The 25182-nt window shown below is 68.2% G+C and carries 25 protein-coding genes; 15 read left to right on the forward strand and 10 right to left on the reverse strand.

What is annotated here, in order from left to right; all coding sequences use genetic code 11:
• The first annotated feature begins 84 nt into the window (after nucleotides 1-84).
• From ehuB to yaaA, 5 genes are all read left to right on the forward strand, one after another.
• Nucleotides 85-972 (forward strand): ectoine/hydroxyectoine ABC transporter substrate-binding protein EhuB, encoded by an 888-nt coding sequence (gene ehuB / locus ACLJPD_RS01015; protein ID WP_410869757.1) that lies wholly within the window; start codon nucleotides 85-87, stop codon nucleotides 970-972.
• A gap of 7 nt (nucleotides 973-979) precedes the next feature.
• A complete protein-coding gene (ehuC, locus tag ACLJPD_RS01020) occupies nucleotides 980-1696 on the forward strand; it encodes an ectoine/hydroxyectoine ABC transporter permease subunit EhuC (RefSeq protein ID WP_410869758.1) in 717 nt (238 codons plus the stop codon).
• Nucleotides 1693-2340, forward strand: coding sequence for an ectoine/hydroxyectoine ABC transporter permease subunit EhuD (ehuD, locus tag ACLJPD_RS01025; protein WP_410869759.1), 648 nt, complete (start codon nucleotides 1693-1695; stop codon nucleotides 2338-2340). The genes ehuC and ehuD overlap by 4 nt, the downstream gene beginning before the upstream one ends.
• Before the next feature lie 7 nt (nucleotides 2341-2347).
• Entirely contained in the window at nucleotides 2348-3103 is a 756-nt protein-coding gene (ehuA, locus tag ACLJPD_RS01030) for an ectoine/hydroxyectoine ABC transporter ATP-binding protein EhuA (RefSeq protein ID WP_410869760.1), read from the forward strand.
• 106 nt (nucleotides 3104-3209) lie between these two features.
• Nucleotides 3210-3956, forward strand: coding sequence for a peroxide stress protein YaaA (gene yaaA / locus ACLJPD_RS01035; protein WP_410869761.1), 747 nt, complete (start codon nucleotides 3210-3212; stop codon nucleotides 3954-3956).
• On the opposite strand, the gene ACLJPD_RS01040 is transcribed toward yaaA, so the two are convergent.
• From ACLJPD_RS01040 to ACLJPD_RS01050, 3 genes are all read right to left on the reverse strand, one after another.
• Complete coding sequence (locus tag ACLJPD_RS01040) at nucleotides 3946-4338, reverse strand: VOC family protein (protein WP_410871882.1); 393 nt, start codon at nucleotides 4336-4338, stop codon at nucleotides 3946-3948. The genes yaaA and ACLJPD_RS01040 overlap by 11 nt on opposite strands.
• Entirely contained in the window at nucleotides 4338-4619 is a 282-nt protein-coding gene (locus ACLJPD_RS01045) for an ArsR/SmtB family transcription factor (protein ID WP_410869762.1), read from the reverse strand. The genes ACLJPD_RS01040 and ACLJPD_RS01045 overlap by 1 nt, the downstream gene beginning before the upstream one ends.
• 80 nt (nucleotides 4620-4699) lie before the next feature.
• The gene (locus ACLJPD_RS01050) at nucleotides 4700-5644 is read right to left on the reverse strand and encodes a LysR family transcriptional regulator (protein ID WP_410869763.1); all 945 of its coding nucleotides are present in this window, start codon (nucleotides 5642-5644) and stop codon (nucleotides 4700-4702) included.
• Between the two features lie 50 nt (nucleotides 5645-5694).
• Between ACLJPD_RS01050 and ACLJPD_RS01055 the strand changes: the two genes are divergently transcribed.
• Nucleotides 5695-6384 carry a type 1 glutamine amidotransferase domain-containing protein gene (locus ACLJPD_RS01055; protein WP_410869764.1) on the forward strand — a complete coding sequence of 230 codons (690 nt, stop codon included), beginning with the start codon at nucleotides 5695-5697 and terminating at the stop codon, nucleotides 6382-6384.
• A gap of 42 nt (nucleotides 6385-6426) precedes the next feature.
• Here the strand turns inward: ACLJPD_RS01055 and ACLJPD_RS01060 are convergent, their stop codons facing one another.
• Nucleotides 6427-7056: a metal-dependent phosphohydrolase gene (locus ACLJPD_RS01060; protein WP_410869765.1), complete on the reverse strand. Its 630-nt coding sequence runs from the start codon at nucleotides 7054-7056 to the stop codon at nucleotides 6427-6429.
• 194 nt (nucleotides 7057-7250) lie between these two features.
• Here ACLJPD_RS01060 and ACLJPD_RS01065 point away from each other — a divergent pair, with 194 nt between their 5' ends.
• The gene (locus ACLJPD_RS01065; RefSeq protein ID WP_410869766.1) at nucleotides 7251-7895 is read left to right on the forward strand and encodes a LysE family translocator; all 645 of its coding nucleotides are present in this window, start codon (nucleotides 7251-7253) and stop codon (nucleotides 7893-7895) included.
• 22 nt (nucleotides 7896-7917) lie between these two features.
• The gene (locus ACLJPD_RS01070) at nucleotides 7918-8766 is read left to right on the forward strand and encodes an SGNH/GDSL hydrolase family protein (protein ID WP_410869767.1); all 849 of its coding nucleotides are present in this window, start codon (nucleotides 7918-7920) and stop codon (nucleotides 8764-8766) included.
• Between the two features lie 37 nt (nucleotides 8767-8803).
• On the opposite strand, the gene ACLJPD_RS01075 is transcribed toward ACLJPD_RS01070, so the two are convergent.
• Complete coding sequence (locus ACLJPD_RS01075; protein ID WP_410869768.1) at nucleotides 8804-10537, reverse strand: PucR family transcriptional regulator; 1734 nt, start codon at nucleotides 10535-10537, stop codon at nucleotides 8804-8806.
• 108 nt (nucleotides 10538-10645) lie between these two features.
• Here ACLJPD_RS01075 and ACLJPD_RS01080 point away from each other — a divergent pair, with 108 nt between their 5' ends.
• Together ACLJPD_RS01080 and ACLJPD_RS01085 are read left to right on the forward strand one after the other, a co-directional pair.
• Nucleotides 10646-12136, forward strand: coding sequence for a CoA-acylating methylmalonate-semialdehyde dehydrogenase (locus ACLJPD_RS01080; RefSeq protein WP_410869769.1), 1491 nt, complete (start codon nucleotides 10646-10648; stop codon nucleotides 12134-12136).
• A gap of 15 nt (nucleotides 12137-12151) precedes the next feature.
• Nucleotides 12152-13501 (forward strand): aspartate aminotransferase family protein, encoded by a 1350-nt coding sequence (locus ACLJPD_RS01085; protein WP_410869770.1) that lies wholly within the window; start codon nucleotides 12152-12154, stop codon nucleotides 13499-13501.
• Nucleotides 13502-13512: 11 nt separating this feature from the next.
• Here ACLJPD_RS01085 and ACLJPD_RS01090 read toward each other — a convergent pair whose 3' ends face one another.
• Both ACLJPD_RS01090 and cobA read right to left on the reverse strand, forming a co-directional pair.
• The gene (locus ACLJPD_RS01090; protein WP_410871883.1) at nucleotides 13513-14973 is read right to left on the reverse strand and encodes an MFS transporter; all 1461 of its coding nucleotides are present in this window, start codon (nucleotides 14971-14973) and stop codon (nucleotides 13513-13515) included.
• A gap of 77 nt (nucleotides 14974-15050) precedes the next feature.
• Entirely contained in the window at nucleotides 15051-16292 is a 1242-nt protein-coding gene (gene cobA, locus ACLJPD_RS01095; RefSeq protein ID WP_410869771.1) for a uroporphyrinogen-III C-methyltransferase, read from the reverse strand.
• A gap of 133 nt (nucleotides 16293-16425) precedes the next feature.
• Between cobA and ACLJPD_RS01100 the strand changes: the two genes are divergently transcribed.
• A complete protein-coding gene (locus tag ACLJPD_RS01100; protein ID WP_410869772.1) occupies nucleotides 16426-17814 on the forward strand; it encodes a purine-cytosine permease family protein in 1389 nt (462 codons plus the stop codon).
• Between the two features lie 63 nt (nucleotides 17815-17877).
• Here ACLJPD_RS01100 and ACLJPD_RS01105 read toward each other — a convergent pair whose 3' ends face one another.
• Complete coding sequence (locus ACLJPD_RS01105; RefSeq protein WP_410869773.1) at nucleotides 17878-19419, reverse strand: PucR family transcriptional regulator; 1542 nt, start codon at nucleotides 19417-19419, stop codon at nucleotides 17878-17880.
• An 85-nt stretch (nucleotides 19420-19504) separates the two neighbouring features.
• On the opposite strand from ACLJPD_RS01105, the gene ACLJPD_RS01110 reads away from it, so the two are divergent.
• Entirely contained in the window at nucleotides 19505-19972 is a 468-nt protein-coding gene (locus ACLJPD_RS01110) for a nucleoside deaminase (RefSeq protein WP_410869774.1), read from the forward strand.
• The gene (locus ACLJPD_RS01115; RefSeq protein ID WP_410869775.1) at nucleotides 19969-20928 is read left to right on the forward strand and encodes an isopenicillin N synthase family dioxygenase; all 960 of its coding nucleotides are present in this window, start codon (nucleotides 19969-19971) and stop codon (nucleotides 20926-20928) included. Before ACLJPD_RS01110 ends, ACLJPD_RS01115 begins: the two co-directional genes overlap by 4 nt.
• Here the strand turns inward: ACLJPD_RS01115 and ACLJPD_RS01120 are convergent.
• A complete protein-coding gene (locus tag ACLJPD_RS01120) occupies nucleotides 20921-22267 on the reverse strand; it encodes a DoxX family protein (RefSeq protein WP_410869776.1) in 1347 nt (448 codons plus the stop codon). The two genes, ACLJPD_RS01115 and ACLJPD_RS01120, sit on opposite strands and share 8 nt — an antisense overlap.
• A gap of 202 nt (nucleotides 22268-22469) precedes the next feature.
• Between ACLJPD_RS01120 and ACLJPD_RS01125 the strand changes: the two genes are divergently transcribed.
• Nucleotides 22470-23594: a phosphotransferase family protein gene (locus tag ACLJPD_RS01125; protein ID WP_410869777.1), complete on the forward strand. Its 1125-nt coding sequence runs from the start codon at nucleotides 22470-22472 to the stop codon at nucleotides 23592-23594.
• Nucleotides 23595-23608: 14 nt separating this feature from the next.
• On the forward strand, nucleotides 23609-24700 hold the full coding sequence (locus tag ACLJPD_RS01130) for a hypothetical protein (RefSeq protein ID WP_410869778.1): 1092 nt from the start codon (nucleotides 23609-23611) through the stop codon (nucleotides 24698-24700).
• A gap of 88 nt (nucleotides 24701-24788) precedes the next feature.
• On the opposite strand, the gene ACLJPD_RS01135 is transcribed toward ACLJPD_RS01130, so the two are convergent.
• Nucleotides 24789-25181: a cobalamin biosynthesis protein gene (locus ACLJPD_RS01135; RefSeq protein WP_410869779.1), complete on the reverse strand. Its 393-nt coding sequence runs from the start codon at nucleotides 25179-25181 to the stop codon at nucleotides 24789-24791.
• Between the last annotated feature and the right edge of the window lies 1 nt (nucleotide 25182).

A 25182-nucleotide genomic window follows, 5' to 3' on the forward strand; every position in this document is an offset into this window, starting at 1 on the left:
TTGGTGACTACATTTTCCCCATAAGTCAATTACGCACTTACAACAGAAAATTGGGCGCGAGGACGCTGCCCTTGGGAGGTCACAATGGCTGAAACGAAATCCATGTCGAGGCGCTGTACAGCAGTGTTCGCCGGTGCCGCGTTAGTGGCCGCGGCCCTCGCCGGATGCACGAAGACCGAGACCACCGAGAGCGGTCAACTGCTGCAGTCGCTGAAGGACAAGGGCACGATCACTGTGGGTTTCGCCGGTGAGGCGCCCTATTCGTTCGAAGAAGGCGGCCAGCTCACCGGCGCCACCGTGGCCCTGCACAAGGAGATCTTCGCCAACCTCGGCATCAAGACCGTCGACGGTGTGCAGACCGAGTTCGGCGCGCTGATCCCCGGCCTGCAGGCCAACCGATTCGATGCGGTCAGTGCCGGTATGTCGATCTTGCCGAAACGCTGTGAACAGGCTTCTTTCAGCGAACCCGAATTCATGTACACCACCGCGCTGATGGTGAAACCCGGTAATCCGAAGAATTTGACGGATATGCAATCGATCAAGGCCAGCGGCGCGAAGATGGCCTCGATGACCGGTGCCATCGAATCCGATTACGCCAGCTCACTCGGCATCGACGCCACCCAGGTCGGCACCCCGCAGGACGGCATGGACGCGGTGACCTCCGGGCGCGCCGACGTGTTCGCGCTCACCGCGATCTCGCTGAACTGGCTCAAGAGCCACACTCCCAACGCCGCGGTCGACGTGACACCCTCGTTCGTCGCCGTGATCGACGGCAAGCCGCAGGTCGGCGCGGGCGGCACCGTCTTCCGTACCAGCGATCCCGATCTGCTCGCCGCCTACAACGCCGAACTGGCCAAGATCACCGGCGACAAGGACAAGTACCTGTCGATCGTCGGCGAGTTCGGGTTCACCGAGCGCGAACTGCCCGACCCGAAATACACGACCGACAAGCTGTGCAAGGGCGAAATCTGATTCACGCATGAGCAATTTCGATGCGGTCCGCGATGCGCTGCCCTCACTGTGGCAGGGCATCGTGGTCACGCTGGAGCTGACCATCGGCGGCGCGCTACTCGCGTTCGTCCTCGCCCTCGCCCTTGGCACCACCGCCCGCGTGCGCAATCTCGCGGCGCGGGGCAGTGCCCGGGTCATGATCGAATTCTTCCGCGGCACTTCGCTGCTGGTGCAGATCTTCTGGCTGTTCTATGTGTTGCCGCTGCTCGGCTACAAGCTCGACCCGCTGTTCTGCGGCATTCTGGCGCTGGGCCTGAACTACGGCGCCTACGGTGCCGAGGTGGTGCGTGGCGCGCTCAACGCGGTGCCGCGCGCGCAGTTCGAGGCGGCGGTCGCGCTGAATTTCAGTCCGTGGCAGCGGCTGCGCCGGGTGCTGTTTCCGCAGGCCTGGGCACTGATGTTGCCCTCCTTGACCAACCTGCTCGTCCATCTGCTCAAAGGCACCGCGGTGGCGTCCTACATCACCCTGCACGACCTGACCTACGAGATCGGTGACCTGCGCAAGACCACCAGCGACACCCTGTTCTCCTTCGGTGTCGGCCTGGTCATCTACTTCGTTCTCGGCTATCTGCTCACCCTGGGCATGAACCTGCTCGAAACCCGCGCGAAGACCAAGCTCGGTCGCGGGGCCTCGCTCAAAGAAGTCCTCAGCTTGGCGCCCGATGACACGAGGGTGGCGTCATGACCGCGGAATGGAGTTTGGAGCGCGCCCGCGAGGCGCTGCCGGTGCTGTGGGACGGCTTCCAGATCACGCTGCTGGCGACGCTGCTCGGCTTCGCGCTGGCCGCGGTACTCGGGCTGGTGATCGCGGTGATCCGCCGGACGATGCCGCGTCCGATCGCCGCACCGGTACACGCGGTGAGCGAGTTCATCCGGCTCACCCCGCTGGTCGTGCAGTTGCTGTTCGCCTACACGCTGCTCACGCAGTTCTCGGCGTTGCAGATCGGCATCGTGGTGCTCGGCATCCACTATTCGAGCTATCTGGCCGAGGTGTATCGCGCCGGGATCGAGGCGGTGCCGACGGGGCAGTGGGAGGCGGCGCGCGCGCTGTCGCTGCCGCCGGTGCGCACCTGGGGTGCGGTGGTGCTGCCGCAGGCGATCCGGGCGAGCCTGCCCGCCCTCGGCACCAACGCCGTCTCGATGTTCAAGGACACACCGTTCCTGTTCGCCATCTCGGTCGTCGAATTGGTGACCGCCGCACAGCAGTTCGGGGCGCGCAACTTCGCCTACCTGGAGGCGATCACGCTGGCGGGTGTGTTCTTCCTCGTCGCCAGCTACCCGACGTCTGTGCTGATCAGAAGACTGGAGAAGCGACTTGCCTACTACTGATGAAGAGATGATTCGATTCGATCAGGTGGTCAAACGCTTCGGCGACCTCACCGTGCTCGACCACCTCGATTTCAGCGTCCGCCGCGGGGAGAAGGTCACGCTGATCGGGCCGTCGGGGTCGGGTAAGACCACCATCCTGCGGTTGCTGATGACGCTGGAGACGATCAGCGACGGCGTGATCTGGGTCGACGGTGAACCGCTCACCCACACACAGCGCGGCGCAAAGCTGGTGCCCGCCAAGGAGAAACACCTGCGCGCGGTGCGGACCAAGATCGGCATGGTGTTCCAGCAGTTCAACCTGTTCCCGAACATGACGGTGCTGGAGAACATCACCGAGGCGCCGATCCACGTGCTCGGCAAGTCGAAAGACGAAGCGCGCGAACGTGCCCGGCATCTGCTCGACATCGTCGGCCTGTCGGACAAGGCGAATGCCCATCCCTCGCAACTGTCGGGTGGCCAGCAGCAGCGGGTGGCGATCGCGCGCTGCTGCGCGATGGACCCGAAGGTGATGCTGCTCGACGAGGTCACCTCGGCGCTCGACCCGGAACTGGTCGGCGACGTCCTCGACGTGCTGCGCACCATCGCCGAAACCACCGATATCACCATGCTGATCGTCACCCACGAGATGCGCTTCGCCCGCGAGGTGTCGGACCGGGTGCTGATGTTCGATTCCGGGCGCATCGTCGAACAGGGTCCGCCGGAACAGATCTTCGAAGCACCGACCAACGAGCGCACGCGCAAGTTCTTGGAGGCGGTGCGCTGAGTTCGGAGGGGGCGGCGTGCAGGTGGCCGGGCGAGGTTGTTGACTGCTCGGTCCGCGGCGGGGCGGAGCGAGGTGGCCATGGTGGCGGCGATTACCGTTGACGATCGTGCTGGTGCTGCTGCCTCCCTCCGAAACCAAGTCCGACGGCGGATCGGGCGCGCCGTTGAACCTCGACGACCTCGCGATGCCGCAGCTCAGTGCGGTCCGCGACAAGCTGATCACCGAGGTGGTGCAGCTGGCGGCCGACCCCGATCGGTCGGCCGCCGTGCTCGGACTGGGCAAAGGCGCCGACGCCGAGGTCGCCCGCAACGCGAGCCTGCGCACGTCGGCGACGCGCCCGGCCCTGGAGCGCTACACCGGCGTCCTCTACGACGCGCTGGACGCGAAGTCGTTCACCAAGGTGCAGCGAGCCAAGGCCTACGCACGGCTGGGGATCGGCTCAGCCCTGTTCGGCGCGGTCCGCGCCGCCGACCCCATTCCCGCCTATCGACTCTCCGGCGGCACCAAACTCCCCGGCCTGCCCACACTTTCGGCCGTCTGGCGCGACGTGCTGCCCGACGCCCTCTACACCGAGGCCGGGGGCGAGCTCGTCATCGACCTGCGCTCGGGCACCTACCAGCAACTCGGCCGAGTCCCCGACGCCGTCACCGCCAATGTGCTCACCGAACACCCCGACGGCTCACGCACCGTCGTCAGCCACTTCAACAAACATCACAAGGGTCTGCTCGCCCGCGCCCTTGTCCTCACCCGCGCCGACCCCACCGACATCCGCGCCGTGGCGCGAGTCGCGACCACAGCAGGTCTGCGAGCCGAAATCGCCTCCCCCACCGAACTTCTGATCATCACTGCGTAGCGGGGGCCATCAGCTGGATGAGGTTGCCGCAGGTGTCGTCGAAGACCGCGGTGCTGACCGGGCCCATCGAAGCGGGCGCCTGGGTGAAGAAGACGCCGCGGTCGACGAGGCGGGCGTACTCGGCGTCGAGGTCGTCGACGGTGAAGATGATGACGGGAATGCCCTCGGCGCTCAGCGCCGTCTTGTAGGCCTTGGCGGCCGGGTGCTGGTCGGGCTCGAGCAGGAGCTGGATGCCGTCGACGTCGGCGGGTGAGACGAGGGTGAGCCAGTCGTATTCGCCGACTGGGACCTTGTCCTTGACCTGGAAGCCGAGCACGTCGGTGTAGAAGGCCTCGGCTTTGGCTTGGTCGTCGACGAAGACGCTGGTTACTCCGATGCGGATCATGAGTTCTCCTCGGGGATGGGCCATCGCGTCGAAACCGCCCGCAGAGGCGTGAAATCGGCGTGGTGGAACTTGTATCGACCTTGTCGACGGGTGTGGACGAGACCGGCCTCCTCCAGCACGCCGAGGTGCTGGGTGATCGCCTGACGGGACGAGCTGATGTCGTGCTTGCTCACGAGGCGGGCGCACAGTTCGAACAGGGTTTGTCCGTCGCGATCGGCGAGTTCGTCGAGGAGTGCGCGTCGCGTCGAATCCGCCAACGCGGTGAAAATATCGGTCACGCCGCACGTTCCTCTCCGTCGCTTCACCAACCATAGGCAACCCCCAGCTTGCCTGTCAATCGCAAGTGCTCACTTGCCTGTCAAGCACCGCATCCCGCACGCCAGCCTCGCGCCGCCTCCACCAGTCGGGCGCGCACCAGATCGACGTGCGGTCGTGGCGGCGCACCGACCCTGCGAGCCAGGAAACCGGTGTTGATCGGGGGATCCGCGGGGTCGAGCAGCGTAACCAACGTCGCCTCGGCCAGTTCCTGGCCGCACAGATAGTGCGGAAGCACGCTGATTCCCGCCCCGGCGGTGACCGCGGCGAGAACCGCACGCAGATCGCCGACGATCAACGCCGGTTCGGTTTCCAGGCGGGTGTCGAAGACGTGGCGCCAGTAGCGACGCAGAATCGGCAGGTCGGCGGCGTAGCTGACGAGCGGGATGCCGTCGAGCGCGATCGGACCCTCGGCGCGCAGGCGCTCGGTATCGATACGGTCGGCGATCGACGGGGCGGCGACGAGGAGGAATTCCTCGTCGACCAGCGGTTCGGCCAGCACGGTCCGTCCACGCGGGCGCGTGGTGGCGAAGACCAGATCCAATGCGCCCGAATGCAATCGAGCGAGCAGGTCGTCGGTGAGCCCGGTGCTGACGGTGAGCCGCACACCGTCGGCGACCAGCGGCGCGAGCGCGGGCACGAGCTTGGCGGCGAGCATCTCCGCCGGTCCGCCGAGCAACACCGGCGGTTCGGGTGGCGCCGGGCGGTCGGTTCCCGCACCACCGACGACGGTTTCCAGCGCATCGAGCGGGTCGCTCACCCGCGCGGCGAGTTCGTGTCCGGCGGCGGTCGGCGTCACCCCGCGCGGCAGTCGTTCGAACAAGGGGCGGCCGAGGTGCCGTTCGAGCGCCTGGATCTGCGTGGTCACCGTCGGCTGGGACAGCCCGACCTGCGCCGCGCCTGCCGTGAGCGAACCGGTACGGAAGACGGCCAGGAAGGTCCGCAACTGCACCAGATCCATCGACCCATCGGTTACCCTATGTCTCATATCGGCGAGTCTATTGGTCAGCGGATGCCATCGACCCTAGCGTTGTTCCCATGGCACACATCCTCTTCGTTCTCACCGGCGCCGACCACTGGACCCTGGCTGACGGCACCGAACATCCCACCGGGTACTGGGCCGAGGAATTCGCGGCACCGTATGCGGCCTTCACCGGCGCGGGCCACACCGTCACCGTGGCAACCCCGGCCGGGGTGGTTCCAACGGTCGACCGTGGCAGCCTGGCACCCGAGGTCAACGGCGGCCCCGAAGGCGCCGCCGCAGTAGCCGAAATCCTCTCGGGTGCAACAGAACTGCAGAACCCGACCCCGCTCGACAAGGTCGACCTCGCCGACTACGACGCCGTCTTCTACCCCGGCGGCCACGGCCCGATGCAAGACCTGGCCGTCGACCCCGTCTCCGGAACGCTGCTCACCGACGCCCTCGCTTCCGGCAAACCGCTCGGCATCGTCTGCCACGCCCCCGCCGCCCTCCTCGCCACCGCGGAAGCCGGCCCCTCCCCCTTCGTCGGCTACCGCCTCACCGGCTTCAGCAATGCCGAGGAGACCCAGGCGGGCTTCGCCGACAAGGCGAAGTGGCTGCTCCAGGACCGCCTGGTCGCGCTCGGCGTCGACTATCGCGAAGGTGACCCGTGGGCTCCCCACATCGAGGTGGACCGCAACCTCTACACCGGCCAGAACCCCGCCTCGTCGGCCCCGTTGGCCGCGGAGATGCTCACCGCCCTCTGACCAGCCTCGGACGGGACCGGCGTCATCGGGCCGTCGGTTCCGTCAGCCGGTCACCGTGGTGAGTTCGGCGAGTTCGGCCGCGAGGTTGGCGCGGGCGATCGCCTCGTAGCGGTCGTGGGCGGGCTCGGTGCGGAACAGGCGAGGCTGGTCGGCCAGGTTGCGTAGGACCGAGGCGCGACCCGCCCGGAACAGGTCGTCGGGGACGTGGGCGTATTCGGCTCGGATCGCGGTGGTGTAGGCGGCGTATTCCTCGGGTGTGCCGCCGAGTACGACAAGGTCGGCGTCACAGAGGACCGCGCCGTTCGCATCACCCGGCTGCGGTTTGTGCCCGCGGGTCAGCACGACCAGCCGCACCACCTCTTCGACCAGTTCCGGTGCGGCACCGAGCGATTCGAGAATGTCGCGCCCCAGATCCGCGCTGCGCTCCTCGTTGTCGGCCCGCGCGACGGCGTAGATCGCGTCGTGGAAGAACGCCGCGAACCGCACAGCATCGATATCGTCTGCGGCATCGGCCAATTCGTCGATCGCCGCGAGCATCACCGCCAGATGGGTGCCGGTGTGATAGCGCCGGTGCGGTTCGTTGTAGCGCCCCACCACACCGGCACCGATTTGTTCGGCCTCGACCCCGGCCAACGCGATCCACCGGTCCATCAGGTTCTGCGACGCACTCATACAACAAGTTTCGTCGTCGGCACCGACACCCACAACCCCGATTCTTACTGTCCCGCACCCCGAACGGGCCACCGAGTCGGCTCGCTCGATCCCCGTGCGATGAACGCGGTGACCACCTCCGACTCAGGAAGGTGGCGCTGCCGCGGCCCGCGCAGACCATTGTCACCGGTCGGGGCGCCGGATAGCGTGGGGCGATGGTTTCCACGGCTCATCTGGCCTCGTTCGCGGGTTTGGCGTTTCTGCTGGTTATCGTGCCCGGGCCCAGCGTCTTGTTCACCATCGGGCGCGCGCTCACCGTGGGGCGGCGGGCGGCGCTGTTGACCGTGCTCGGCAATTCGGTCGGGGTGTACGGGCAGGTTGTCGCCGTGGCCTTCGGGTTGGGTGCGGTGGTGGCCGCGTCGGCGGCGGTGTTCACGGCGATCAAGCTCGTCGGCGCCGCCTATCTGGTTTACCTCGGTGTGCAGGCAATTCGGCATCGTGGCGCGCTGCAGACGGCATTTCATGCCGAACAGGACGTGAGTTCGCACAGTCCGGCGGCGGCGTTGCGGGACGGTTTCGTGGTCGGGGCGGCGAACCCGAAAACGATCGTCTTCCTGGCGGCGCTGCTGCCGCAGTTCGTGGACACCACGCGTGGTTTCGTGCCACAGCAGATGCTGATCCTCGGGCTCTGCATCCCGGTGTTCGGGCTGATCTTCGACTCGCTGTGGGCGCTCGTGGCCGGGTCGGCGCGGTCCTGGTTCGCGCGGTCACCGCGCCGGCTCGCCGCCGTCGGCGGTACCAGTGGCCTGGTTATGATCGGGCTCGGCACGTCACTGGCGTTCACCGGCCGCAAAGACTGAACTACGACCGTCAGGATGTCCGATGAAGAGGTTGCTGCTCACCGGTGCTGCGGCGCTGCTGTTCTCGATGCTGGTGCCCACCACCGCCCAGGCCGAACCGAGTCCCGGTGCCACCTACGTCGCGCTCGGTGATTCCGGGGCGGCCACGACGGGGGTGGTCGATCTCGACGTCACCGCGCCGCTGCGGTGCGTGCGTTCGACCTCCAACGCGCCCAAGTTGGTCGCCGAACGACTCGGGCTGGCGCTGGACGACCGGACCTGCAGCTCGGCGAAGCTTCCCGATCTGTACAACGCGCAGGGCGCGGGGATCGCCCCGCAGTTCGACGGGCTCGGTCCCGCCACCGAGATCGTCACGCTGCACATGGGCGCCAACGATGCCGACATGACCGAGTTCATCCTCGGCCACTGTCATGCGGGCGTGGTCAGCGGTGGCTGTGCCGCCGAGGCGGATCCGGAGTGGGACAACAGGATAGACGCGATCGCGCCCGCCTACGCCGCGGCACTGGCCGACATCGCCCGGCGCGCGCCGAACGCCACCGTCTTCGTCGACGGCTGGCCCACCTACCTCACGAACACCAGCTGCCCGGCCATGCTCGGCCTGCTCCCCGCCGACGCCGCCTACATCCAGTCCAAGTTCGAACGCCTCAACACCGTCGTTGCTCGCGCGGCCGCCGACCACGGCGCCGTGTACATCGATACCGTCGCCGCCTCCCGCGATTTCGGTATGTGCGCCGACCCGGCAGTTCGGTGGTTCGACCCGGTCCTGGCCGATCAGACCCTGCTCCCCTATCACCCGACCCTGGCCGGGCAGCGCGGCGTCGCGGACCTGATCGCCGCCGCCATCACATCGAGCGGTGCCCTCACTCGCTGACCGGCTGAGACCTGTCACCGGCGAATCCCGTTACGGCTCAGAGTTCGTCGCCCTCGGCGGTGAGCTCGCGGACCAGCAGGGCGGTGTGCAGCGAAGTGCGGGATTCGCCGTCGTCGAGGTCGACGGCGAGAATTCGTTCGATCCGGGCGAGCCGGTCGTAGAGAGTCGGCCGACTGATGGCGAGCGCCCTGGCCAGCTCGGTCTTGTTGCCCGCCAGGTCGAGGAAGCGGCGCAGCGTGCCGGTGAGGTCGGCAGCATGCCGGATGTCGTAGCGCAACAGCGCGCTCAACTCGGTCTCGGCGAAACTCTGCACGCCGGGTTCGTCGCGGATCAGGGAGAGCAGACCGCGCAGCCGAATATCGGCGCTGCGGAAGAAGATTCGCGTGGTTGCGCCGCGCATCGAGAGTGCCACCGCGGCCACCGACGCCGCGTGGGCGAGCTGCCGGGAGGTATCGAGCAGCGACGCGGAGTCGGCACCCACGCCGACCACCGCCCGATCGACCCCGTCCACCCGGCGCACCTCGGTGAGCACCGCCGCGCACACCGTCGTCAGCGTCTCCTCGACGGCACCGCCCTGCGCAACCGCGACGATCATCGCGACCCGCTCGACACCGCCCGCCCCCGGACTATCCGCCCCCGCGGCACCCCGCGCGGTAGTCGCCGAGCCACCCCGCGCGGCGGTCGCGGGGCGCTCGACGCCGGGCGAATCCCCCGTGAACGACGCACTGCGCCGCCCGATCGGCCGGTGCTCGATCGCACTCAATGCCGACACCCCGGCGAGCCCGAGCCCGTGGGTCACCGCCTCGAGCAGGGCCGCACTGCGCCGCTGCCGAGCGACCGGCTCCGGCTCGGCCGTCACCGCGATCTCGACAGCCGTCGGCACGTACCGGGCGCGCCGGGTCAGCCCGAGCGCCGACGCACGGGCCTGCGCGTCACGTTCGTCGGTGACGCGCCCTTCGACCAGATCGTCGATGAGCCCGGTCTGTGCCTGCCGGTGCAGCCCGAAGCGGTCCTTGTCGATCATGCGGTGCAGGGTGAGCGTCTGCGCGGCGCGTTCGAGGACCATGGTGGCGCGCGGGGTCTGCACCCGGTCCGAGCGCAGGATCAGCCTGCCCCAGCGTTGGGTGTGCGGGCCGACCTCGACGATGCCGGGCCCGGCGGGCAGCATCCGGGAGGTCGATTCCCAATTGTCCAGCAGCGCGGCCGAACTCGTGTGGCGCGCGGCGGCGGCCAATACCCGGTGGGCCAGGTCCTCCAGCACCACCGAGGCGTCGAGCATGCTCGCGGCGGTCTGCACGATCTCGGCCAACGCGGCGCGGCGCACACTGAGCTCGGTGAAGGTCTCGTGCGCGGTGCGCGCGAACTCGAGCTCGGCGTACTGGTCGGCGACGATGGCGCGGTGCACCGCCTCGGTGATCTCCACGAAGCGCGTCACCCGGTGCAGCACGATCACCGGCAGGCCGAGTTCGGTGGCGGTGGCGGCGACGGCAGGACCGAGCTCGCTGACGTAGCTGCCGAGTTCGACGACCAGACCGGCGACCCCGACGGCGGCCAGTGATCGCAGGTAGCTGATTCTGGCCTGCTCCGGCGCGGCGAGGGCCTGGCCGGTGGTCAGGATCAGCTCCGAACCCACGAGGAGGTCGGCCACCGCGGCCTGATCGCTCACGTGCACCCACCGCACCGGTCGGTCGAGGTTCGCGGCACAGATGACCTCGGGTTGCCCGGCCTGCACCACCGGCGTCGCGAGCACATCAGCCACCGTCAACAGCACCTACGAATCGTAATATGAAACCCGGAAACGCGTACAGATCGTCGGCCCGTTCGAGGCTCCGGATAAGCCAAGGTGGAAGCACCACACCCCCGGCGAAACGAGGCTCTCATGCAGTCCATCGGCCATTGGATCGACGGCAAGTCGGTCAGCGGCACCAGCGAGACCACCGCGCCGGTGACCAATCCCGCCACCGGCGTCGTCACCGGCGAGCTGGCGCTGGCGAATGTGGCCGATACCCGCGCCGCGATCGACGCCGCGACGGTGGCCTTCGCCGCCTGGCGCGACACCTCGCTCACCCGGCGCACCCAAGTGCTGTTCCGCTTTCGCGAACTGCTGTCCGAGCGGAAGACCGACCTGGCCGCGGTGATCACCGCCGAACACGGCAAGGTGGCCGCCGACGCGCTCGGCGAGGTGACCCGGGGTCTCGAGGTCGTCGAATTCGCCTGTGGCATACCGCATCTGCTCAAGGGTGGGTTCACCGAGAACGCCTCCAGTGAGGTCGACATCTACTCGATCCGGCAACCGCTGGGCCCGGTCGCGATCATCGCGCCGTTCAACTTCCCCGCCATGGTGCCGATGTGGTTCTTCCCGCTCGCCATCGGCGCGGGCAACACGGTGGTGCTCAAGCCGAGCGAGAAGGATCCGTCGGCGGCGCTGTGGCTGGCGCGGCTGTGGCAGGAGGCCGGGCTGCCCGACGGCGTGTTCAATGTCGTACAGGGCGACAAGGTGGCCGTCGACGAACTCCTGGACAACCCGGGGATCAAGGCGGTGTCGTTCGTCGGCTCGACCCCGATCGCCAAGTACGTGTACCAACGCGGCACCGTGGCCGGCAAGCGTGTGCAGGCGCTCGGCGGCGCGAAGAACCACATGGTGGTGCTGCCCGACGCCGATCTGGACCTGGCCGCCGACGCCGCCGTGAACGCCGGTTTCGGGTCGGCGGGCGAGCGGTGCATGGCGATCAGCGTGGTCGTCGCCGTGGGTGGGGTGGCCGACGACCTGATCACCAAGATCAGTGAGCGGGCCGCGAGCATCGTCACCGGTGACGGCACCAGCGGCGCCGAGATGGGCCCGCTGATCACCCGCGCCCATCGCGACCGCGTGGCCGAGTACATCGACGCGGGCGAAACCGCCGGTGCCCGGGTGGTTCTCGACGGCCGCGACCTCACCGTCGACGGTGCTCCGGACGGCTTCTGGCTCGGGCCCACGATTCTCGACGGCGTCACCCCCACCATGAGCGTCTACACCGACGAGATCTTCGGCCCGGTGTTGTCGGTCGTGCGGGTCGACACCTACGAAGAAGCCGTCGCGCTGATCAACGCGAACCGCTACGGCAACGGCACCGCCATCTTCACCAACGACGGCGGCGCGGGACGACGGTTCCAGCACGAGGTGGAGGTGGGTATGGTCGGCATCAACGTCCCGATCCCGGTGCCGATGGCCTACTTCAGTTTCGGTGGCTGGAAGAACTCCTTGTTCGGTGACTCGCACGCGCACGGCACCGACGGCGTGCACTTCTTCACTCGCACCAAGGCGGTCACCAGCCGCTGGCTCGACCCCAGCCACGGCGGGCTGGAACTCGGCTTCCCGCAGAACAAGTGAATTGAGGAGACTCGCATGACGCTTTCCGATGAGGCCGCTCGCGCCTACGAGCTCGATCGCCGCCATGTCTTCCATTCCTGGTCTGCGCAAGCAACTCTGACGCCGACGGTGCTGACCGCCGCCGAGGGGTGCTACGTGTGGGACGGCGAAGGCAATCGCCTGCTCGACTTCTCCTCGATGATGGTGAACACCAATATCGGCCACCAGCATCCGAAGGTCGTCGCCGCGATCCAGGAGCAGGCGGCCACACTCTGTACTGTCGCACCCTCGTTCGTCAACGACGCGCGCTCGGAAGCGGCCCGCCTGATCAGTGAACGCACGCCGGGCGACCTCGACATGATCTTCTTCACCAACGGCGGCGCCGACGCTGTCGAACACGCCGTCCGGATGGCGCGCCTGCACACCGGCCGCTACAAGGTGCTCTCTCGCTACCGCTCCTACCACGGCGGTACCGACACCGCGGTGAACCTCACCGGCGACCCGCGCCGCTGGCCCAACGACCGCGGAAACACCGGCACCGTGCACTTCTTCGGCCCGTTCCTGTACCGCTCGGAATTCCACGCGACCGACGAGCAGCAGGAGACCGAGCGCGCGCTGACCCATCTCGAACGCACCATCGAGATGGAGGGCCCGGCCACCATCGCCGCGATCATCCTGGAGCCGGTGCCGGGCACCGCGGGCATCATGGTGCCGACCCCGGAGTACATGCGCGGAGTACGCGCACTGTGCGACAAGCACGGCATCGTGTTCATCGCCGATGAGGTGATGGCGGGCTTCGGCCGGACCGGAAAGTGGTTCGCCATCGACAATTTCGATGTCGTGCCCGACCTGATCACCTTCGCCAAGGGTGTGAACTCCGGCTATGTCCCGCTCGGCGGGGTGGCGATCAACGCGGCCATCGCAGCGACCTTCGCCACCCGGCCCTACCCCGGCGGGCTCACCTACTCGGGCCATCCCCTGGCCACCGCCGCCGCTGTCGCGACGATCAACGTGATGACCGAGGAGCGCATCGTCGAGAACGCCGCCGACATCGGCGCGAAGGTGATCGGGCCTGGCCTTCGTGAACTGGCGCAACGGCATCCGAGCGTCGGTGAAGTACGCGGGCTCGGCGTCTTCTGGGCCGTGGAGTTGGTCCGCGACCGGGCCACGCGCGAACCCCTCGCCCCCTACGGTGGCACCAGCCCCGCGATGAACGAACTGGTCGCCGCCTGCCGCCAGGGCGGGCTGCTGCCGTTCGTCAACTTCAACCGGTTGCATGTGGTGCCGCCGTGTGTGATCACCGAGGCCGAGGCCAAAGAAGGTCTGACCATCCTCGATCGAGCGCTGAGCGTCGCCGACGCGCACACCGTCGACGCGGGATCATGATCCGCTGAAAGTCAGCTCCGCTGGGCCTCGTCCTGCTTCTGCTGCGCCTGCACCAACTGTTGCGGGGTGAACCGCAGCGTCAGCGCGACGAGGGCGGCGAGCACCGCCAAGATCGCGCACACGAAGAGCACCAGCGTGTAGCCGCTGTTCAGGGCGTCGATCTGGGTCGGCGACATGTCCGCGGCGCGGCCGTCGGTGCCACCGAGCGAGAGGGTGCGCGATGCGGCGATCGGGCTCAGCAGGCCGATCGCGATCGGCGTCGCCAGATTCATGAACATCTGGCCGACCGCCGACAGCGGGCCGATATTCGTCTGCGGCACTCCGACGAGCACGCACAGCGGTGCCAGCACCATCGCGACACCGACGCCGAAGCCGATCACCACCAGCAACGCCAGCAGGGTCGGCAGGTACTGCACGTGCCGGTCCAGCGTCGAGCCGAAGAGCAGCCCGATGGCGAGCACGACCGAGGCCGAGGCGAGCAACCAGCGCGGCGCGATCACCAGCGCCAACTTCGACGCCACGGCACCGCCGACACCGATGCCGACGGTGAACGGGATCGAGGCGATACCGGCCTGTAGCGGGCTGTAGCCGAGCACGTTCTGCAGCAGTTGGGCGACGAAGAACGTCATCGCGCCGAGTACCGCACCGGCCAGGAAGATCAGGGCGAAGGTGGCGACCCGGTCGCGGCTGTCGAACAGCGACCACGGCAGCAACGGGTCGGCCTCGCGGCGTTCGGTGATCACGAAGATCACCAGCAGCGCGAACCCGCCGATCAGCGAGGCGAGGATGATCGGGCTGGTCCAGCCCATCGCCGGGCCCTCGGTGGCACCGAACACGATCGTCGCGCAGGCCAGGGTGCCCAGGATCGCGCCCTTGATGTCGAGCGGTGTGCGGTGGTGCTCGGTGTCGGCGAGTTTGTAGACCGCGCCCGCCACGATGAGCGCGCCGATCGGCACATTGATCAGGAAGATCCACCGCCACGAGAGCTCGGTGAGCGCGCCACCGACCACGAGACCGCCGACCGAGCCGATCCCGGCCATCGAACCGACGATCGCGATGGCTTGATTGCGTGCGGGTCCCGGCGCGAAAGTGGTCGCGACCAGGGCGAAGGCCGTCGGGGCCGCGATGGCCGCACCGGCACCTTGGAAGGCGCGCGAGATCAGCAGCATCGCCTCACCATTGGCCAGACCGCAGGCCAGCGACGCCGCCGTGAACACCCCGACGCCGATGATCAGCATTCGCTTGCGCCCGAACGCGTCGCCGAGCCTGCCGCCGAGCAGCATCAATCCGGCGAAGGTCAGGCCGTAGGCGGTCACCGTCCAGGCACTGCCCGAACTGGACAGCCCCATCTCCTCCTGCAACCGCGGCAGCGCGAAGATCACGACGGTGCCGTCGAGCACGACCATGAACTGCAGGCCGCTCAGTACGAGGATGGCGAGACCGAAGGCCCGCCCCGTCACCGGATACTGCATCGTGGCAGCGGGTTTATCGAGCACAACGAGGCAGTGTAATTGGCGCACCGCGATCAGTGGGCGCGCCGTCGGTGAAGCTAGTCGAGGCCGAAGCCCGCCGTGGGGCCGATGACGATGATCGCGGGCGGGCGAATGCCCTGCTCCTTAACCCGGTCGGCGACCGTGGCGAGGTCGGCGCGCACCACCCGCTGGGTGCGCAGGGTGCCCTCCTGGATGACCGCGGCCGGGGTATCGCTCGGGCGCCCACCGGCGAGCAGGGCGGCGGCGAACTTGTCGATCCGCTCGACCGCCATCATCAACACGATGGTGCCGCGCAGCTTGGCCAGCGCCGACCAGTCGACGAGCGAATCGGGGTGATCGGGGGCGACGTGTCCGCTCACCACGACGAACTCGTGGGTCACCCCGCGATGGGTCACCGGGATGCCTGCCGCGCCGGGCACCGAGATCGGGCTGGTCACGCCGGGCACCACCGTCACCGGGATGCCGGCCTCGGTGCACGCCTCGAGTTCCTCGTATCCGCGACCGAACACATACGGGTCGCCGCCCTTGAGCCGAACCACGAACTTGCCCGCTTTGTAGCCCTCGACGAGCGCGAGGTTGATCGCCTCCTGCGCCATCGACCGGCCGTAGGGGATCTTCGCGGCGTCGATCACCTCGACGTGCGGGCCGAGTTCGGCGAGCAGTTCCGGCGGGGCGAGCCGGTCGGCGACGACCAGATCGGCGCGCGCGAGCAGTCGGCGTCCACGCACGGTGATCAGGTCGGGATCGCCGGGGCCGCCGCCGACGAGCGCGACGCCGGGCGGCACCGGCTCCGAATCATCGGTCACCACACCGGATTGCAGTGCTTCGAGCAGACCGTTGCGCACGGCGGCCGAGCGGCGGTGCGCCCCACCGGCGAGCACGCCGAGCGACAGTCCGTCGTAGCGGGCGGTCGCGGGGGTCACCGCCGTGCCGTCGCGTGCGATGTCGGCGCGGACGCAGAAGATGCGCTTGGCGGTGGCTTCGGCCACCACCGCGGCATTGGTCTCGGGTTCGTCGGTGCAGGCCATCGCGTACCAGGCACCGTCGAGATCACCGTCGGCGTAGGCGCGCAGTTCGATACTCAGCTGCCCCGCCGTCCCCATACCCTCGACGGCCGGCGTGACGGCCCGACTGATCACGTGCACCTCGGCACCGGCGGCAACGAGCAGCCCCAGTCTGCGCTGGGCAACCGTGCCACCGCCGACCACGACCACTCTGCGGCCGAGCAGATCGAGCCCGACCAGGTAGTTCGGGTCGCCCGCGGGCGGGGTCGATGCGGTGTCAGCGGTGTTCGGCACAGTGTCCCAGCCTAGTTCCTGACCAGGTGCGCCCCGAACGCACCCGCCGATCGACGATCTGTCCACTTCCGGGCCGGTCCTGACGGACGATCCGTCGGTTGTCCACGGCGCGGGACCCGACGACTGTTCAGGAATGGCTACGACCGAAGACAACGCGCCTGCCGCGAGCTACACCGATCGCGTGCTCGCGGTGGAGCCCGGCGGCAACGAGACCATCCCCGAGTCCGCCCGGCACGGCACCCCGCGCCAGCTCCTGTGGATGTGGACCTCGCCCAATCTCGAGTTCGCGACGATCTTCATCGGTGTGCTGTCGGTGACCGTCTTCGGCATGAATTTCTGGCAGGCGGTGCTCGGGCTGGCGGTGGGTATCGGTCTCGGCGCCGGGGCGCACTCTGTGTTGTCCGCGCGCGGGCCGGCGTACGGCGTGCCGCAGATGGTGTTGGGACGCACGGCTTTCGGGTATCGGGGCAATGCGATGCCCGCCACCTTCATGGCGATCATGTGCGGCGTCGGCTGGTTCGCCACCAACAGCGTGTCGGGTGCCTTCGCATTGAACACGCTGACCGGGCTGCCCAAGGTGTGGTCGCTGGTGCTGATCGTGGTGCTGCAGACCCGCTTCGCGGTATTCGGGCACAATCTCGTGCACGCCTTCGAACGATTCGTCTTCCCGGTGCTCGCGGTGGTTTTCGTCGTGGTGACCGTGGTGATCGTCGGTAAGGCCGACCTGGCCGGCGCCGCACCCGAGGGCGGTGTGGGCGGGATCGCCGGATTCCTGCTCACCGTCGGCGCTGCCTTCGGCTACGCGGGCGGCTGGAACCCCTACGCGGCGGACTACTCCCGCTACCTGCCGACCGCGGTGTCGAAGGTCGCGACCGGTGGGTACGCGGCGACCGGACTGTTCGTCTCCTGCCTGTGGTTGTCAGCGCTCGGCGCGGCATCGGCGACGATCGTGAGCGCGGCGACCGGCAGCCCCACGGACGTGTTCACCGCGCATCTGCCCGGCGCACTGGCGAATCTGACACTGCTGGCGATCACCCTCGGTGCGATCGCGGCGAACGCGCTCAATGTGTACTCGGGCGCGATGGCGTTCGTGACGATCGGGGTGAAGCTGCCGGTACGCACCCAGCGGGCACTCGTCTCGGCGGTCTTCGGCGTGGTGGGCTTCCTGGTGGCGTGGTGGGCACTGCCCGACGCGGCGGCGGGCTACGAGGCGTTCCTGCTGATCGTCGCCTACTGGATCGGGCCGTGGCTCGGCGTGATGTTCGCCGACCAGTACCTGCGCCGCGGCACCGACATCCGCCCACTGCTCTACGACCGCGCCTACGCCAACTGGGGTGGGGTCACGGCCTTCGCGACCGGGCTGGTGGTGTCGGTGCTGCTGTTCTCCAACCAGGCGAAGTTCACCGGCTACCTGGTGCGCGAATTCCCGCACCTGGGCGACATCACCGTGTTCGTCGGCTTCGCGCTGGCGGGTGGGTTGTATCTGCTCCTGGCACGGCGCCAGGTCGCGGCCGATCGGTGACCTGCTCGGCGTACGAGTACGTCGGCCCGTAGAACCCGGGTCCGTGGCGGGGCTGCGTCCGCGTCACTCACCCGTACCGGAGGAATGGACGCGGTGTGCGCCGAGGGCCAGGAGCAGGGTGGCGGTGAGTTCTGGTGCGGCGGGGTCGAATCCGAGGAGGGACTTGATGCGGTCGAGGCGTTGGTAGAGGGATTGTCGGCCGATGTGCAGGGCGGCGGCGCAGCGGGTGGCGCTGCCGCCATGACGTAGGAACACCTCGAGGGTGTGGGTGAGTGCGCTGTGATGAGCAGTGTCCCAGGCGATCAGCGGTGCGAGGGTGGTGTCGACGAGGCGGGCTCGGTCGGCGGCCGGCAGCGCTTCGACGATGAGGTCACCGGCCAGTTCCCGGCGGGTGGAGACGGTGCCGGATCCGCCTGAGTGGTCGCGGCGATGCCGAACCGCCAGTCGCAGTGCAGGTTCGGTGCCTCGGAGCGCGGCGGATAGACTCGCCGCGGTCGACTCGGCCGGGTCGCCTACCACCAGGGTGACACCGTCGATGCTGTTGGTGGCGGACACTTTTCGCAGTATCTCCGCGATGTCGGCGACAGGATCGGTGGCCGCTGGGTCGGGTGTGAGCAGTCCGTACACCGTGGCGTGCACCTCACCGAGCACTCCGGGGCGCCCGAGATCCCGGACAGCGCCGTCGAGCAGTCGCATGCCGATCCGCGCGTCGGGCGCGTCGATCGCCACGGGCACCAGCCGCATTCCTGCCGTCGCACCGACCGCCGCCAGTCGCGCGCGAAGATCAGCGGGCCGGATCTGTTTGTCCGCCAACAGATCAGCGAGCAAGCGGGTGGCGGCCCGACCCGGTCGGCCGGTGGGGGCCCCCGATTGGGCGAGCGCCGGTCCCAGTGCGGCGGCGGCCCGTTCCAGCACTTCACCGAGCGTCGTCGGGTCCAGCGGCGACCCGGGGCCTGCGGTCAACGTGCCCCAGAAACTCTCGCGCACCATAATTTTCGCGGTAGAACTCCCGGATTCCACTGCGGCCCAAGCAGATCGATCATCGTCGGCACCGTGCGCGGCGACCAACGCGCCGCTACCCGCGACCAGCACCACCGGGCACCCGGTCACCGCACCGACCTTCGACAGCATTCGCGCGGGACCGTGGCCGAGCCCGAGTTCGCTCAGCAGCTCGCGGGTCAACCCGTCGACCACCCGCAGCATCCCCACCTCGCGCGAGACGATCTCGGTATTGGCCGCCCGGCACAGGTCGATGAACGGCACCACGTTGCGCAGTGCGATCAGCGGCAGCCCGGCCCGCGAGGCCTCCGCGACCATGTCCGGCGGGACGGTGTCGAAGGTGCGGCCCAGCTCGATCGCCACCCCGGCCACCGCGCGATCGGCGATCTCGCGCAGATAGTGGCGCCGGGTCCCGGCGTCGACACCGGCCAACCCGAGCCCCGTCGTCAGCAGCAACTCACCGCCCGAGAGCAGGGGGCTGATCTCGAAGATCTCGCTGGAATGCACCCATCGCACGGCCCGGTCCAGCGACGAACGCCCGGACAGCACGAGCGGGTCGGCGGCCAGGAACTGGTCGGCGAGCAACTGTCGGACGGTGGGCAACATGCGGTCATCCTGTCATCGATCGACCGTGCGGGTACGGACGAAATGTACGTTGCCGAGCAGGCGTGCGGGCGGGACAGTGGAGTCCATGACCCAGCCGGACGCACTCCTGGACGTGGCCTACGACGAAGCCCTGCGCGGGCTGGCCGAGGGCGGTGTCCCTATCGGCGCCGCCCTGTTCGACGCCGACGGCACCCTGCTCGGGCGCGGCCACAACCGCCGCGTACAGAACGACGACCCGAGCGTGCACGCCGAAACCGACGCCTTCCGCGCCGCGGGCCGACGCCGCGACTACCGGCCGACGATCATGGTCACCACCCTGTCCCCGTGCTGGTACTGCAGCGGCCTGGTCCGCCAGTTCGGGATCGGCACCGTGATCATCGGCGAGGCGCGGACCTTCCACGGCGGCCACGACTGGCTGGCCGAACACGGCGTGCGGGTGATCGTGCTCGACGATCCACGCTGTGTCGCGATGATGACCGACTTCATCGCCGAGCGCCCCGATCTGTGGTTCGAGGACATCGGCGTCGCACCGACGAAGGAGAACCCCGCATGAGCAGCATCGCCTCGGTAGATCTGGCCCGCTGGCGCACCGGCGGCGACGCGGCGCGCGCGGTGGAACGCGAGGTCGACGAAGGCCTGCGTCGGGCCGGGTTCCTGCTGGTGCGCGGCCACGGCATCGATCCCGCGTTGCCCGCCGCCGTCCGTGCGGCCGCACGCCGATTCTTCGCCCTGCCGGTTGAGGTGAAGGAAAGGTACGCGGTGGCGGTCGGCGGCCGCGGCTGGATCGGTCCAGGGCGTGAGGCCAACGGCTATGCCGAGGGCACGCACACCCCGCCCGATCTCAAGGAGACCTTCGCCGTCGGCGCCGACACCCCGACCGGCGATCCGGCGGTTGACCAGGTGTGGTTCCTGCCCAATGTGTGGCCCGCCGAGGTGGTGGAACTGCGCGCGCTGCTGACCGAGTACACTGCCGCCGTGCGCGCACTGTCCGACGAACTGCTCGCCCTGTTCGCCGCGGCCCTCGCCCTGCCCGCCAACCCGTTCGCCGACCTGGCGGCCCTGCCCACGTGGACCTGCAATATCAACCACTATCCGCCGATGTCCGATGTCGGCGAGCCTGCGCCCGGCCAGTTCCGCATCGGCCCGCACACCGATTTCGGCACCGTCACCGTGCTCGACCGCGAGCCAGGTGCGGGCGGGTTGCAGGTCTACACCGAGGCCGACGGGTGGGCGGACGCTCCCTACGACCCGACCGCGCTGACGGTGAACATCGGTGACCTGCTGGCCTATTGGAGCGGCGAGCGTTGGCCTTCCGGGCGCCATCGCGTGCTGCCACCGCAGCCCGACGCGCCCGAGGAAGATTTGGTCTCGCTCATCTACTTCTACGAACTCGACCACGATGCGGTGGTGACTCCGCTGGCACCGCCGATCGGGATGGTCGAGCAAGGACCGCCAGTGGTGTCGGCCGATTTCCTGCGAATCCGCTTGGACGCCATCACGATCAGCTGAAATGCGGCTGGTTCTGCACCCAGCGGAAGCCGGTGCTGCGCAACGGGAACCGCTCGAGGTCGAGACGAGTGAGGGTCACCGTCGTGGGTCGGCCGTCGAGTTCACCGTGCAGGGTCAGCTCGTCCGCCGATGGTCTGTCGACGGTGAATGTCGCGTAGGGCTGGGGGCTTTCGGCCGGGCCGGTGGGTGCCGCGGCCAGTGTCATCGAGTTCGCTGTCGGGTCCGTCATGGCCAGTATCGGCGCGATCGTGTCGTCCATGCGCTGGTAGCCCGCGGATCCCACATCGATGACGAGTCGCTGCCAGCGCACCGGGTCGGTGGCGAGCGGCGGGATCGGGGTCGCGTCGACGGTGAACTCACTGACTTCCCAGATGCCGTACAGCTCGGGTTTCGGTGCGCCGCCGCCGTATTCACGCCAGCTCTCCATCCCGGCATAGACCATCCCCACCGTGATCCACAGTCCGAGCGCGACCTGCACCACGGTGGCCCGCCGGTTCGCACGCGGGGACGCGAACAACGGTGGTTGCGCAGCCGGTTCCGACTCTCGTTGCAGCACGAGAAAATTCGCCAGTCGGCGGGCTTGCGGGGCGAGCAGCACCAAGCCCATCAGCAACAGGTGCCCGGCCAGCATCTTCACCGGCACGTCGAAGGTCAGGTTGAGCAGGAAGACCTGCGCCATGCTGATCACGCCCACCATGGCGCCCAGCGTCGCGGTGCGCGGCCAGAACAGCAGCAGCCCGGCGAGTACTTCGGCCGCGCCCAAGGCGATCTCGTAGGCAGGCGATGATCCGACCTGCGTCCACAACATCGCCATCGGTGTCAGATCACCGACCCGAGTGAGCAGGGCGACGAGCGAGGGTTCCGGCATCTGCGTCGGGATCAGCTTCGCGAACCCGTAGAACAGCATCTGTCCGCCCACGAACAATCGCAACGCGGTGAGGAACCAGCTCAGCAGCCGTGGATACGCGCGCCTGCGCCGGTCCAGCACCGACCACACGACCGTGATCAGCACCGCGACCACCAGTACCAGGCCGCACTGAATCCAGATCGCCGCCTGATCACCGCTACCGCTCATGGCCAGCTCAGCCTGCACCCCGAACACATGCTCGCCGATCCAAGCGCTCACCGGCTCGAGCGCGAGCATCTGCCAGAGGATCGCTTCCTCGGGCAACCACAGCGCCGCTACGCCGAGGAAGACGAAGGTGACCTGGGCCATCCACAGACAGAACAGCCCCAGATACGCGACACTGAACCGGAACGCGAGCCGGGTGACCGGATGCCAGGTCGGAGTGGGTGGCGCTGAACTCGCGATCGCGTCGTGCGCGAGTTCTGTGGTCACTGCGGCCACTATTGCCTCCCCGTCGAGTTCGATTGCTACCGAAGCTAATCGGTGCGACCGCGGAACGCGTCCAGGAAAACCCTGACATTTGCCCTGTCAACCCTGAGTCCCACTCACTGATGCCGGGCTTACATTCCGGACGGCCGTCCGGTACCCAGAGGTGACACGCGTTACAGTTTTGTCGACAGGGGGACCCGCGCGAATGTCCGAAGATCAGGATCCGGCTGCTCAGATGTCGCTCACGGTCAGTGACCGCGATCTGGACGAGCTCGCGGGGACGTTGACGCGGTGGCTGACCGACAAGGTCGGCGCCGAGGCGACGGTCAGCAACTTGACCAAGCCTTCCGCCGGCGGCATGTCGAGCACCACCATCCTGTTCGACGCCGAATGGACGGCGGCCGGGAGCACCGAGCAGGGGTCCTTCGTCATCCGGATGGCGCCCGAGGACAGCTCGTTCCCGGTGTTCGAGTCCTACGACCTGGCGATGCAGTACCAGGTCATGACCGGTGTCGGCGCGACGTCGGAGGTGGCCGTGCCGCCGCTTCGCTGGCTCGAACTCGACGAGTCGGTCTTCGGCTCGCCCTTTCTCGTAATGGAGCGGGTCGAAGGCAGGGCACCGTCGGACAATCCGCCCTATGTCTTCTTCGGCTGGCTGTTCGACGCGACCGCCGCCGAGCGCGCGCTGATCGCCGACGCGACCATCGAGGTGATCGCCCGAGTCCACGCGATCGACGAAGTAGCCCAGCGCTTTCCGCTGCTCGACGGCGAAGGCACCGGCCTGCGCAGACATTTCCAGGCGCAGCGCGCCTGGTACAAGTGGGCGCTGACCGACCATGACGTCGAAGTGCCGCTGATCGAGCGGACTTTCGACTGGCTCGAGGCGAACTGGCCCGCGGATCCCGGCCCCGAGGTGCTGAACTGGGGCGATGCCCGTCCCGGCAATATCCTGTTCGACGGGTTCGCCCCGGCGGCGGTGCTGGACTGGGAGATGGCGACGATCGCGCCGCGCGAACTGGATCTGGGCTGGACCATCTTCATCCACCGGTTCTTCCAGGACATCGCCACCCGCTTCGACCAGCCGGGTCTCGCCGACTTCCTGCGCCGCAACGCGGTGGTGGCGAAATACGAAGAGCTGAGCGGCCATTCGGTACGGAATCTGGACTTCTACATCGTCTACGCCGCCCTACGGCACGCGATCGTGATGGCCAGGATCAAGTGCCGGATGATCCACTTCGGCGAGGACACCGTGCCCGCCGAACTCGACGACTACGTGATGCACCGCCTCTCCCTCGAGGCGCTGCTCGACGGCACCTACGAATGGGACTGACCATGCGCGCGACGATGCCCGTCCCCCTGGACGAATACCCGGTCCATCAGACCCCGCTCTCGCTGGCCCGCGCGGCCACCAGCGACCGGAACTTCTACGACCGCTACTACTTCAACGCCTTCGACCCGGCCGGCGACGCCATGCTGATCACCGGATTCGGCGTGTACCCGAACCTCGGTGTGGTCGACGCGTTCGCGACCGTGCGCCACAGTGATCGCCAGCGCAGCGTGCGGTTCTCCGACGCGCTCACCACGCGCGATCTGCACACCGCCGTCGGTGGCTACCGGATCGAGGTGATCGAGCCGCTGCGGAAGCTGCGCGTAATGTGCGAGCACGACGATCTCGGTTTCGACCTGACCTGGACCGGCGCGCACCCCGCCGTGCAGGAGCAGCCGCACCTGGTCCTGTCCGGCACGCGGCCCATCATCGAGGCCTCTCGTTTCGCCCAATTGGGTTCGTGGGAGGGCACTCTCGCGGTCGACGGAACCGACTACACCGTCGACCCGGCGGTCTGGACCGGCAGTCGCGACCGCTCCTGGGGCATCCGGCCGTCCGGTGAACCGGAACCGGCCGGTCGGCCGACCGGCATGGACGGCTTCTGGTGGCTGTACACGCCGCTGCGGTTCGAGGACTTCTCGATCGTGGTGATCGTGCAGGAAGAACCCGACGGAACCCGCACGCTCAACAACGCGGTGCGGATCTGGAACGACGGCCGCAAGGAACAACTTGGCTGGCCCCGGATGCACTGGACCTACGAGTCCGGCACCCGGCATCCGAAGTCGCTGCGCCTGGACATGACCACCCCCGACGGGAAGCCACTCGAGGTCGTGGTCGAATCGCGCATCGGAATCGCCCTGCACGTTGGCTGCGGTTACGGCGGCGACCCCGACTGGACCCACGGCCGCTGGATGGGCGAGAACTGGTCGCTGTCGAGCGCGTACGACCTCACCGACCCCGCGATCAAGGGCCGCACCCCCTACGGCGTGATCGACCACATCGGCTATGCCCGTTGCGGTGACGCCGAAGGATGGGGCCTGTTCGAACACGCCTCCATGGGCCGCCACGACCCCACAGGTTTCGCCGATTGGTCTTCCGTCGCCCCTTGACGGAACCGCTCGCGCGAGAAGAAAAGGCGCCGCCGCGACAACGAGGTCGCGGCGGCTCCGATTTCTTGTTCTCAGGCGGCGAAGAAATTCAGGAACGCGGCACTGCGGCCGCGGCGATCACGATCCCGTCGACAATTGTTCTGCCGCAAACGAGTTCACCGTTGCCTGCGAGCAGTGCCGCGGCTTCCGCGACGCTGGGGGTGCCGACCGCATCGGCAGTCCGGTGCGATCGGTTTCGGACATCGACGGCGGCCAACTGCTCGGCGGTGAACGCCACCACGGCCACACCGATGGTCGCCGCGGCCGCCTGGACACCCGCTTCGGTCGCGCGCCGATCGAGGGTCGCCAGGCACGTGATGGTGGTGTCACCGACAACTGACCGGATCGCCCGAAGGATCCGCTCGGCCCCGGTCCCCGGCCGAATGCCGATACCCACGGCGACCGGCAGCCGCGGTCGTTGCGAGGTGTCCGGCGTCACCACC

The organism is Nocardia sp. A7, assembly GCF_046549215.1.
GTDB lineage: Bacteria > Actinomycetota > Actinomycetes > Mycobacteriales > Mycobacteriaceae > Nocardia.